The following is a 12228-nucleotide window of genomic DNA, read 5'->3' as shown; positions in this document are numbered from 1 at the left end:
TATCCTATACCTCCTTTTATCACTATACTTTTATTATTTTTTCACTTCATGTAGAATATCTTCTTCAACTTTTTTAATATCAGGTACATAACTCTTTAAGACTTTCATTTCACCCTTAAATGTATATTCTCCTAAAGTAGCAGGAATTAATACACTATCACCTTTTTTTATTCCTTGAAATCCTTCTTTATAGACAATTTTCCCTTGTCCTTCTACACAAGTAAATACATAAAACCTTTCTACATCACTAACTTCAGTAAAATATTTTTTCACATCATATAACTCTAATGAGAAATCCTCACACAAACATAAATAAGTTTTATTATAACCTACTCTTTCTGTCTTAAGACCAGTACTTTTATTTCCATATAAACTAAAATCAACAACATCTAAAGCCCTATTTATATGAAGTTTTCTTCCCCTATTATAATCATATACTCTATAAGTAGTATCACTATTTTGCTGTATTTCAGCTATTATAACTCCCCTACCAATAGAATGAATTAACCCGCTTTTTACAAAATAAACTTCACCTTTTTTTACAGGAATTTCATATATATACTTATCCAAATTACCTTCTTTAATAGCTTTCTCAAATTTTTCTTTTGTACATCCTTCTTTAGTTCCTAAAATCAAATTGGCTCCCTCAAAAGCCTCCATTACATACCAAACTTCTGTTTTACCCATTTCTCCTTCTACTTCTTTTCCATACTGATTATCTGGATGAACTTGAACTGAAAGTTTATCTTTAGTATCTATAAGCTTAATAAGCAATGGAAACCATTCTGTAGAAATTTTAGTTCCTATAAGCTTCTTACCTTTTAATCTAATTAATTCATCTAATTTAGTTCCTTTAAGCTCTCCATTTGCAACTATACTTGTTCCATGCAAATGACACGCTACATCCCAACTTTCGCCTATATTTCCTTCTGGTAAATTGTCTCTAAATAATTCTAAATCTCTGCCGCCCCATATTTTTTCATAATATAAATTCTCAAATTTTAATGGATACATTTTAAATCCTCCAAATTTTTCATAGTAAAATATACTATAAACAAGAGAATTTAATTACAATTTTTTTTTAGATTCCTAATTAATTTGCTATTCTTATATCCTCATTTAATATAAATTTTTCAATAACATGAGCTACACCATTTTCTTCATTAGTATAAGTTACATAATCAGCAATTTCTTTAATTTCAGGAAATGCATTTTGCATAGCAACTCCTAAACCAGCAAATTCAATCATATGTTTATCATTTCCAGAATCACCAACACATATTACTTCTTCTTTTTTTATTCCTAGTCTTTCAGCCATTGTCTGCACACCTTTGCCTTTATTACAAACCTTTTTTATAACTTCCATTGTATAAGGTGATGTCTTAAGTGCTGTAAATTTTTCTAAAAACTCAGAAGATACTTTTGAAATGTCTTCGAATAAATTTTCATCAAAATTCTTCTTGGCCTTTACATCTAAATTTTCTAAACAAACACTTGGGAAAAAGCTTTTCAATTTTTTTAGTATACTCAAATCTTCATTAATTAAAGTAACCTTATTTATGGTAATGTCTTTATTTAATGAATTAAAATCCACAAGTTTCAGCGGAACATTATTTGCAATAGAATCAAATTTACTGAAAGGATCATATGAAGGTACATATATGCAGTCCTCAGAATATATATTTAAAGTAATATTTATCTTCTTAGCTAAATCAAATATATATTTAAATTCATCATAACTTATAGGATTGCATTCAATTATTTTTTTCTTAGTATTATTCAATATCAATGCTCCACTACATGTAATTGAATACTCATCATCATTTATTAAATCTAATTTTTTTAAGTATCTTTCAATTCCTCCTATTGAACGTCCTGTAGTCAACACTACTTTAACTCCAAGTTCTTTAGCTCTTTTAATTGCAACAATATTTTCTTTAGAAATACTCTGATTATTATTTAAAAGAGTTCCATCCATATCTAGCGCTATTAATTTGTACATATTTATTGCCTCCCATACTATAAACAGTTTATATATTTACTATTTTAAATGTATAGATTTTACTATCATTTAATAAAAATATTTTCTTTTACTACTACATTATACATTAAATACCTAAAACTGTAATAAATATCAGTATTTATAGTCATAAAAGCAAAAAAAGGAAAGGCATTTATTTAAAATAAACTTTTACCTTTACTTAATATAATTTATTTAGTTGAGAAACTTATTTTTATAATAATTAAATTCATACCAATGGTTATAAGAATCTTTTAACTTTTCCTGCTCTTCTTCTATATATTTATTAATTCTTTTTTTAAGTTTAATATCACCTTTGTCTAATAATTTCGCCATCTCTGGTGCTGCATCATAAGATAATGTTTCAAGATAACGCATATCTATTTTCTTAGTTTCCATATATCTTTCAATATTTGCTTTAGCTATAACTCTATCTACATTCATAAAGTTTAAACCAATATAAACTATTATTCCTGATATTACAGCTAATTTTAATACAGGAACTTTTCTATTCCATATACCTAACAATACTATGATTAACAATATACCAACTAAAATCATAAATACCTGCACAAATATCCTCAAACGTGTATATCCAAATGCTTTTTCATACAAATTCATTTTATAATTTGCTGAAAACAACATATTAAATGTAAATACAATTAATAAACTATATGATATATTAGCTATTCTGTCTATTTTTGAGATGCTATTCTTACAAAGTTTAATACTAAATATCAATATAGCAAAGTTTATAAGTGTAACTGAAATAAGCTCAAAAAATCCCGTTCTGGCATACTCAGAATGTGACACCCCTAATGGAAGTGTGTTTGTTCCTTCACCATACAAATATGAAAATTGTATTACAGAAAATATCAAATAAACTATACATATAACAAATATTATTGTCATTATAGTCACTGGTTCCCATACAGCAGAAATTTTGATTGTATCCTTACCCTTCTGTTCTTTTTCATTGTATTTAAAGCTCCATATAAAACCAAACATATATAAAGTAACAGCTAATATAACAATACCATGTCCTATAAAGTTCCACACATTTACGTTTTCAAATATAGTTTCTATATTTTGAAGATAATATTTAAACATCATATCTGCTGATGTAAGCAGTGGTATAACAATAATTAATAAAGGTATAGAAATCATCAACCCTTTAAATACATTTCTCTTTACAGCATTTTTTTCTTTAACATTGTTTGTAGATTTTAATGCTTCTTTTGTAAATTCTAAGAACTTAGGAATAGCACTAAAAGATTTAGGAAATATTCTATCAAAAATACCTTTTATAAAACCAATTCTTATATCTTTTATATTTTCATATCTTATTATCATTATGTACCCTGCAATCAGCAAAGGTGTCAGTATTCCATTTATAGTTCTTAACGCTTCATTATTATAAATACAATATGTTATTGATAACAAAATTATTGGAATCAAAAATATAAAGCTTAACCTTTTGTTTAAATTAACTTTTGGATATATAAGCCATACTACTGCACCTATTACTACAGCATTAAATATTATCGCTGAAATTCCTATACAATCCCATATAAAAAAGTAATTAAATAAAATCCCTATCATTAAAGCGCAAAAAACAGCTTTTAATTTTTCACTTTTATCTTCCTTAGAATCTACTATTTTTCTCTCTTTTTTTAAATATTTATTCTGCAAATATTTCCTTGAAACTGAACTTTTAAACCATACATTTTCAATAATATCAATCCATGAAGCTTTATATTGATTTTCAATACATTCCTCAACAAGCAATCTCATATAACTAGCTTCAAAATCCCATAAATATCCCGTATCACTTAATTGAATCCAATTTAAGTCAACTATACTGAATTCTTTATTAAAACACTTGATATTATTAATATCATAATCTATATTTACATTCTTATCACTTAAATCAACTAAAAAAGTAGCCATTTCACAATTTAACTCTCTACTAAATTTAAACGTTATTTTACACTCTAAATTCAACTGTTCTTTTAGTTCTCTTTTTATTGCATTCTCTTCTGTTTCATTTTCTTTTACAATTCCTCTAATAAAAACCTTTCTTTTCACAGAAAACTCACTAGCTGCTTCTCCTATTAGAATACTTCTATCTTTTATAATTATTGCTTGAACCTTTTTATTTTCCATAATACCCCTTCTTTAATATTATTATTGTTCATCAAATACATACTCCAATATATCTCCTGGCTGGCAATTTAACTCTCTACATATAGCTTCTAAAGTAGAAAATCTAATTGCTTTTGCTTTATTGTTTTTTAATATTGATAAATTAGCATTTGTTATTCCCACTCTCTTAGCCAATTCAGATAAGGAAATTTTTCTTTTTGCCATCATCACATCTAAATTAATAATTATAGCCATAAATTTTCTCCTTTAAATAGTAAGCTCATTTTCTTCTTTAACTTCAACAGCCTGCTCAAAAACCTTTGATAATATCAAAATAAAACATCCAGCAAAGAAAAATATAAAAAATGCAAAATCTGTATGAATGCCTTTTACATCTATAACCACTAGTTTAAGTTTCCCCCAATTAGGATTTATAAAAAAATTCAACAAATAGCATCCTGCAATAATAAAGCATTCTATAGATATAGTCTTTAAACTTTTCGCATTGCTTCTTACGAATGGATTAACGGCTACCAAAGAATTAACTATTTTCTTTAAATTAAATAATATATGAATAAGACATATACCTCCTATTGAAAATAATACACTCAAGAAAATTTTTAGAGTAATACTTACATTAATCCCTTTTGAGGTAAATGCATTTTTTGCTATAACTATAATCATTCCTATGCCAACAACAATTAAAACATCCAGCATAATTTTTAAGAAACTGGCCATTGAACATTTTCCATAATATTTCATAATTATCCCTCCTAAAAAGCTAATTATATTCATCAACAAGTTCACCAAATTTATTAAATATATAAGTTGTACTGCTTAAATCACCACCACATTGCAGCATATCTGTTTTGAAATTTATATGTGGAGATTCATAATAATTACCTCTAACCCACGTAACTTTTTGAGATTCTAAATCTAATATATACTGCTCAGAACCATCAAAAATCAGAACAAATTTTTCATCATTAAATGGAAGTATATCTATAAATGAAATCTCCTCCACGTATTCCTCTTTAGGAATAAAAAACTTTCTTATATAGTTCTTATATTTTTTATCAATAGGTACTTTACACTTAAGCCATCCAAACTCACCATCAATTTTTGTATATATGTATTCTTCTTCCTTTGTGAATATATATCTTCCATATTTTAGATTTATATTATCTAAATTAATCACTTTGCATTTGTTCCAAAATTCAATATCCTTACAATTACCCTTATTATTTGGATGGTTATTTTCAAAAGGCAACTCATCTTTTTGTCTCATAAATTGATATTTTCCCTTTTGTACATTCAAATCAAATCTTATCATTTCTTCAGAATACACTGAATAATCTATGGTTTCATGTTTTTTATCATCCTTCTTGCATAATATTGGCCATACTGAAGTTATTAGCATAAATACAATTATTATTGATAATTGCCTTTTAATTAACATAACATTTTCATCTCATCTTTCCTTTAATTTCCTACGATAATATTACTATTTTTTAAAATGAAAGTCAATATTTTTTTATCGAAAAACGATAAAAAAATATTGTTAAAAGATAATGGGAACTATTTGCTTATTCTAAATTTTTATTTTTAGAAATATAACGGTTAAAAATTTAAAAATAAAAGAAGTTAAGAATTTTTATTTTTAAATTCTTAACTTCTTTTATTTTTTTCTATTTATAAGATTTGTTTTTTATTATTTCTAAAGCTATATCCAGTGCATCCTTATTTCCTAAATCATTAATACTATAATCTGGAATTACTCCTCTTTTTGTATCAAGTCCATTAGGTCTTACAAAATATTTATGAGATACTGCTGTTGCTAATCCTGTGTTAGGAAGTTTAAACCAATATATATCTCCATATTCTGTTGGAAGTCCTCCTGTTTCCTCTCCTATCAAATAACCTATTTTATAATCTTTCACAGTAGAAGCAAGCATAACAGCACTGGAAAAGGTATATCTACCTATTAAGAAATACGACTCTCCTTTAAACTTGGGCTTATCAGTAAAATGTCTTGAAGCTGGACCTCTGCTTGTATATACTTTTCCAAGATGTTTAGTATAATACTTAATAGATTCTTTGATTTCTTTTTCACTCATCCCTTGTTTTTTCCAATTTCCTTTATAATACTCTATTATTTTATTGCTTACCTTTACATCCATTCTATCAGCTTGTTTATATTTCCCATCATAAATGTATTCTATTAATAAATCTCCTAATCGAGAATTTCCTCCTCCATTATTTCTTAAATCTATTATAAGATTGCTTATATGATCCTTATTTATCTTTTTAAAGGTTTCATCTAAAAACTTCTTAAACTTATCAAAATCTCTAAACACATTGAACGTAATAAGTCCTGTATTATCATTTAGCTTTTTATAGCTGTAATCTTGGTAGCCTTCTTTTTTAGTATTAATTTTTTCAATTTGTTCCATGTTCATGCCTTTAAGCTTTATAATTTCCTCTTTACCATCTTTTCTAATCTTTAAACTATATTCACTCTTTAACTCATTATCTGTGTGATAATAATCTGTGAATCTTCTTATCATAGCAGCTTCTTTAAATGCTTTAACAGGACAGCTTATATATTTTGAAATCTGATTATATATTTTTGAAGTTTGCTTACCATTTATTGAAATAAGCTCCCAATCTTTATATTTATCATATTCTTTTTTGAATGTATCTTTTATATACATTTTTCCATCTCTTATTTTTAAACCGATAAATAGCATTTTATCTGAACTATAAATTTTTTTCATGTAATCTTGCGGTGTTGCAAGCCATGTATGTCCATCTTGAAGTTCACTTACAATAGGTGCAAATTTTCTATAAACCTCTATTCCAGTTAAAGGCTTGTCTATACTATTTAATTCTTTATCTATTTCCTTTTTCATCTCTTCCTTAGAAGCTGCAAAATATAAATTAGGATGTACATTTTCCATAGTGTTCATCATAAATTCAACATCCTCTTTAATCTGCTGCTTTGAGTAAACTGGTTCCTTTTCAACATTCTCCGTTGCATAAGCAGCACCAAAGAAGCATTGATTAAAAATCAAAAAAGCACTCAAAAATACTTTTAATAACTTTCTCATAACTCTCCTCCTAAAAAATATTTTATATCCAATATAAACCATAAGATATATTATATTACATATTTGAACATAATACAATAATCTACTATAATATTGACATAATATCAATTAACAATTAAGAGGAGATGTGACAATATGTATTTAGTAAGTGCCTGTTTAGCTGGAGTTAATTGCAGATATAATGGTGGAAATATTACTAATATAGTTATACAAGAATTAGTAAAACAAGGAAAAGCTATTGCTATTTGTCCTGAACAATTATCTGGACTACCAACACCTAGAGCTTGTTGTGAGATTGTTATAGCTGAAAATGGTAATAGAAAAATAGCAACTAAAGATGGACAAGATTTTACTAAAGAATTTGTTGAAGGTGCAGAAAAAACTTTAGCAATTGCTAAAGTTATCGATGTAAAAAAAGCAATATTGCAATCTCGAAGCCCTTCCTGTGGTTGTGGTACTATTTATAATGGAACATTTACAGGTAACCTAAAAAAAGGTTATGGCTTTACTGCAGAATTGCTAATTAAAAATGGAATTGAAGTATATACTGAAAATGATTTAGATAAATTAAAATTGTAATATATAAACTTTTTAAGAAAATAATAAATATATTAAAAATGGGCTGTATCCCTATAAAAATTATTTTCTAGGCGATACAACCCATTTTAGGGAAACATTATTTTAAAAATTAATTCTATATTAAAATCATTTTATCTACGAATTGACTTTAAAGTTATTCATAACATTATCTAATTCATTAGTTTTACTAGACAACCCTATCATATTATCAGCAATTTCTTCCACAATCGTACTTTCCTCTTCTATGGAAGCTGATATTTCCTGTAATGCTGCTGAATCTTTCTCCATCATTTCATTTACTTTATCGATAAATTTAATTACTTCTTCTTTTGACATATGTACATTATCTACAGATAATTGTATAACTTGTATTTTCTTAATAATATTATTTATATTTTCGTAAAGTTTATCAAATTCAGAAGTAGATTTATCAACTATTTCAAACTGATTATCTGAGAATTCTTTACTAAGCTTAATTTTATCAACAACCCCACCTACAGTTTCTTGAACATTTTTTATCATATTATTAATTTCTTTAGTTGAATATGATGACTGTTCTGCTAACTTTCTAATTTCTTCTGCTACTACAGCAAATCCTTTTCCTTGCTCACCTGCTCTAGCTGCTTCTATTGCTGCATTAAGTGCCAATAAATTAGTCTGTTCAGCTATAGAATTTATAACCTCTGTTACTTTTCCTATCTGCTGTGTTTTTTCATTAAGTATTACTATTTCTGATGACATTTTATCAGTTAATTCTTTAGCCTCTTTATAACTATATATAAGCTCCTGCATAGAATCTCTTTGATTATGATTCAACTCACTAGAATGTTGGGATAAATTATAAACTGTATTAATTTCTACAGATGTATTATTTATGTCACCAGCTAATGTTTCTACAACTTGTACTGTATTATCTGATAAAGCAGTTTGCTCTTGAACATCATTTGCTATATTGTCAACTGTGGTTGCTATTTGCTGTATAGCAGCACTCATTTGATGCGAATTCTCTGTAACAGTATCTGAAGTATTATTTACAAGTTCAGATATTTCCTTTGCTTCAAATAAAACCTTACTAATATTTATTCTGAAATCATTTATTGATTTTGCAATTAATTCAAATTCATCTTTTGTATTTAATGTAAAGTTTTCACTTAAATCTCCATTTTTCATTTTATCTAAATAAATTTTAATTGCTCCAACATCCTTAGAGATTTTTCTAGAAAATTTTAATGATAAAAACAAACTTAACACCAACGATACTATACCTGATGCAATTAATGCTTTTAATACGTTATTTATGATATATATATAAGCAGTTACATTATTATCTACACCTAGTATAGCAATAACTTCACCATTAGTATTCTTTATAGGTGCATATGCAGACATCCATGTTCCCCATTCATCCGTCGTTGGTTTATCTATAGATGCAGTCTCCCCATTAAAAGCTTTAAGCATTTCGTCTTCTAGTTCATACTCTGCCCCTAAATCATCTGGATCTGCACCAGCATCAACAATAACATATCCTTCTTTATTATTTTTTTGACCAAAAACATAAAGATATTCTACATTTTTAGAACCTTTAAACTTTAACATGGAATTAAGTATTTCTTTGTACTCTTGACTTTCCATGGAATTATGATTCATTAAATTTTCAAGTTTACTAACATCTATATGTTGTATACCTTCTTTTACTATTTTTTCTTCATTTTCTTGTAAAGATGTTAATACATTATTATAAGTAATACTACAATTCACAACTAGCGGCACTATAAAAATCACCCAAAGTATTAAAAACATCCTTATGAATTTTTTTCCTAACTTACTCAATTTCATCCCCCTTGTATAATTGATAATAATTTTCAATACTGATTATATATCAGAATATTATTTTTGTAAACAGCCTTTTAGGGGATGTTTTATTATAGAAAATAATTTCTATGATAAAATCACCTTTTTTTGTTATAGTGTATTTTATATTTTAATCTCTACATTCCATGACTCATCTTAGTATAAGTTCTTCCCATATAATCTTCAACTATTACTTCTATTTTTTCAACACTTTCCTCTACGCTGTAATACTCAACATTTTTATAACAGCTTATTTCTTCTATTTTTATATCTTCTGGAGCATACTTAAAGGGTTGTTGGATTTTAGCATCTTTATCCATTATTTTTCCATCTTTTAATATGTCAAATTCATTTTTTAACTTATCATTGCTGTAAACTTTTATTTTTATATTCTTTAATTTTAATAAATTATCATCAATATTTAAAGCTAGATTTTCTAACTCTTTATCTCTATACCCAAAATTATATCTGTTTTCTATAGAAACATCGAATCCTAGATTTACATGATTATCTGCAGAAGTTTTTTCATGAGGCTCAGCATGTATATTTATTCTATCATTTAATCTAGATAAAAAATCTATCTCCGTTAATCTTTCACTTATCATACTTTTATTATTTTTAGCAACTACTTTGAATTGATAATTTTTTTTATACGGTAAAGTTAAGTTAACCTTATAATTTAGATTTTCTAAATCCTCTGCAAGAATTTCATTCCATTTATCTACTTCATTACTTTCCTCACCTTCTTCTCCATATAAAAGATATACCTTTGAACCTGTAGTTAAATTACGCAAACTCCATTTTAATGTGAAAGTTACATTTTCTAAATCTTTGCTTATATCTTTTATAGAACAACTGTGATTATATAACCATTGATTTTCATTATAAATCTTTCTCATAGTATTAGATACATTAGATTTAATATCATTAACACTGTTACTTACCCAATCTATATGATTATCTACTCTTCCTAAACCTTTATTTATTTCATTTATATCTAAATACATTTTTATATTTAGTATTAATAGCACTGCTCCTAGTATTGGTAAAATCTTGTTTTTCATGTTTCTCCCCCTTTTTCATTCACATGAAAATTATACTATATAATACTTATTTTTACTATAAGACATACTAAAAAGTAGAGTTGCTCTCAACTCTACTTTTTTATAATATTTATCTCTTATTAAAATATTCAATTATTGATTCTTTTGCTGTGTTAACCATATAATCTATTTCATCTTTACTAATAACATAAGGCGGCATAAAATAAATGATATTACCAAGTGGTCTTAATAGAACTCCTTTTTCTAAAGCTATTTTATAGATTTGATATCCTACTCTTTCTTTCCAGTCAAACCCTTCTTTAGTTTCTTTATCCTTAACTAATTCTATTGCCCCAATCATACCCACTTGTCTATATTCACCTACATATGGAATATCATTTAATACACTTTCAACTTTTTGTCTTAAATACTTAGATTTTTCAATATTTTTTTCAATTATATTTTCTTCTTGAAAAATTTTTAGCGTTTCAACAGCAACTGCACATCCTAAAGCATTACCAGAATAGCTGTGACTGTGCAGGAATGCTTTCATTGTACTATATTCGTCATAAAAAGCATCATAAATTTTATCTGTCATTAAAACAAGTGAAAGCGGCATATATCCTGCTGTTAGTCCTTTAGATATACACATTATATCTGGAGAAACCTCTGCATGATTACAAGCAAACATTTTCCCAGTTCTTCCAAAGCCTACAGCTACTTCGTCTGCTATAAAATTTATATCATATTTATCACATAATTTTCTAAGTTTTTTAAGATACTCTGCTGAATAAATCTTCATTCCTGCAGCAGCTTGAACCATTGGTTCTATTATTATAGCTGTAATTTCATCATGTCTTTCTTTAACTACTTTCTCCATAGAATCAAAGCATTCAGCTTTACAATCATCTCTATTTTTAATATATTTACATCTAAAACAGTCTGGACCTTGTGGTCTTATAACCTCTAAAAGCAAAGGTTTATAAATTTTATTATATAAGTCTACTCCTCCTACAGAAAGAGCACCTACAGTTTCTCCATGATATGCATCAGTAATAGCAACAAATTTTGTTTTCTTTGTTTTTCCTATCTGCTGATGATATTGAAAACTTAATTTTAATGCAATTTCTACAGCTGAAGAACCATTATCTCCAAAAAATATTTTATTTAATCCTTGTGGCGCAACTTTTGTAATCCTCTCTCCAAGCTCTATTGCTGCTTCATGTGAAAAGTTTGCAAAAATAACATGTTCCACCTTATTAGCTTGTCTATATAATGCATCATTTATTCTTTTATTACAATGTCCAAATAAATTTACCCACCAAGACGATACTGCATCTAAATATTTTTTTCCATCCGCATCCTCTAAAAATACTCCATTTCCTTTTTTTATTACAATCGGAGGGAAATTTTCATAGTCCTTCATCTGAGAACATGGATGCCATATATGATCTAAATCCCTTTTTTGAAGTTCTTTCAT

At 26.8% G+C, this 12228-nt stretch carries 11 protein-coding genes; 1 reads left to right on the top strand and 10 read right to left on the bottom strand.

All coding sequences use genetic code 11. From position 1 onward, the window contains the following. Positions 1-33: 33 nt before the first annotated feature. The 7 genes from OW763_RS10210 to OW763_RS10180 form a co-directional block, all read right to left on the bottom strand. Entirely contained in the window at positions 34-1014 is a 981-nt protein-coding gene (locus OW763_RS10210) for a type I phosphomannose isomerase catalytic subunit (protein ID WP_268041014.1), read from the bottom strand. Positions 1015-1093: 79 nt separating this feature from the next. After that, the gene (locus OW763_RS10205) at positions 1094-2002 is read right to left on the bottom strand and encodes a Cof-type HAD-IIB family hydrolase (RefSeq protein WP_268041012.1); all 909 of its coding nucleotides are present in this window, start codon (positions 2000-2002) and stop codon (positions 1094-1096) included. 213 nt (positions 2003-2215) lie between these two features. Next, positions 2216-4186: a DUF4153 domain-containing protein gene (locus tag OW763_RS10200; RefSeq protein WP_268041011.1), complete on the bottom strand. Its 1971-nt coding sequence runs from the start codon at positions 4184-4186 to the stop codon at positions 2216-2218. A gap of 21 nt (positions 4187-4207) precedes the next feature. Then, a complete protein-coding gene (locus tag OW763_RS10195; RefSeq protein ID WP_268041010.1) occupies positions 4208-4420 on the bottom strand; it encodes a helix-turn-helix domain-containing protein in 213 nt (70 codons plus the stop codon). A 12-nt stretch (positions 4421-4432) separates the two neighbouring features. Beyond that, a complete protein-coding gene (locus OW763_RS10190) occupies positions 4433-4927 on the bottom strand; it encodes a DUF2975 domain-containing protein (protein ID WP_268041009.1) in 495 nt (164 codons plus the stop codon). Positions 4928-4946: 19 nt separating this feature from the next. Then, positions 4947-5624, bottom strand: a complete 678-nt coding sequence (locus OW763_RS10185) for a hypothetical protein (RefSeq protein ID WP_268041008.1) — start codon at positions 5622-5624, stop codon at positions 4947-4949. Between the two features lie 229 nt (positions 5625-5853). Continuing rightward, positions 5854-7275 carry a S41 family peptidase gene (locus OW763_RS10180; protein ID WP_268041007.1) on the bottom strand — a complete coding sequence of 474 codons (1422 nt, stop codon included), beginning with the start codon at positions 7273-7275 and terminating at the stop codon, positions 5854-5856. A 135-nt stretch (positions 7276-7410) separates the two neighbouring features. On the opposite strand from OW763_RS10180, the gene OW763_RS10175 reads away from it, so the two are divergent. Continuing rightward, positions 7411-7854: a 2-thiouracil desulfurase family protein gene (locus OW763_RS10175; RefSeq protein WP_268041006.1), complete on the top strand. Its 444-nt coding sequence runs from the start codon at positions 7411-7413 to the stop codon at positions 7852-7854. A gap of 135 nt (positions 7855-7989) precedes the next feature. On the opposite strand, the gene OW763_RS10170 is transcribed toward OW763_RS10175, so the two are convergent. The 3 genes from OW763_RS10170 to bioA all read right to left on the bottom strand — a co-directional run bounded on the left by OW763_RS10170 (position 7990) and on the right by bioA (position 12228). Then, positions 7990-9684 carry a methyl-accepting chemotaxis protein gene (locus tag OW763_RS10170; protein ID WP_268041005.1) on the bottom strand — a complete coding sequence of 565 codons (1695 nt, stop codon included), beginning with the start codon at positions 9682-9684 and terminating at the stop codon, positions 7990-7992. 158 nt (positions 9685-9842) lie between these two features. Further along, positions 9843-10769, bottom strand: a complete 927-nt coding sequence (locus tag OW763_RS10165; RefSeq protein ID WP_268041004.1) for a hypothetical protein — start codon at positions 10767-10769, stop codon at positions 9843-9845. A gap of 109 nt (positions 10770-10878) precedes the next feature. Beyond that, positions 10879-12228: an adenosylmethionine--8-amino-7-oxononanoate transaminase gene (gene bioA, locus OW763_RS10160; RefSeq protein ID WP_268041083.1), complete on the bottom strand. Its 1350-nt coding sequence runs from the start codon at positions 12226-12228 to the stop codon at positions 10879-10881.

Origin of the sequence: Clostridium aestuarii, from assembly GCF_026735135.1 — a bacterium.
Lineage (GTDB): Bacteria > Bacillota > Clostridia > Clostridiales > Clostridiaceae > Clostridium_H > Clostridium_H aestuarii.
This window is presented reverse-complemented; position numbering and strand designations above follow the sequence as displayed.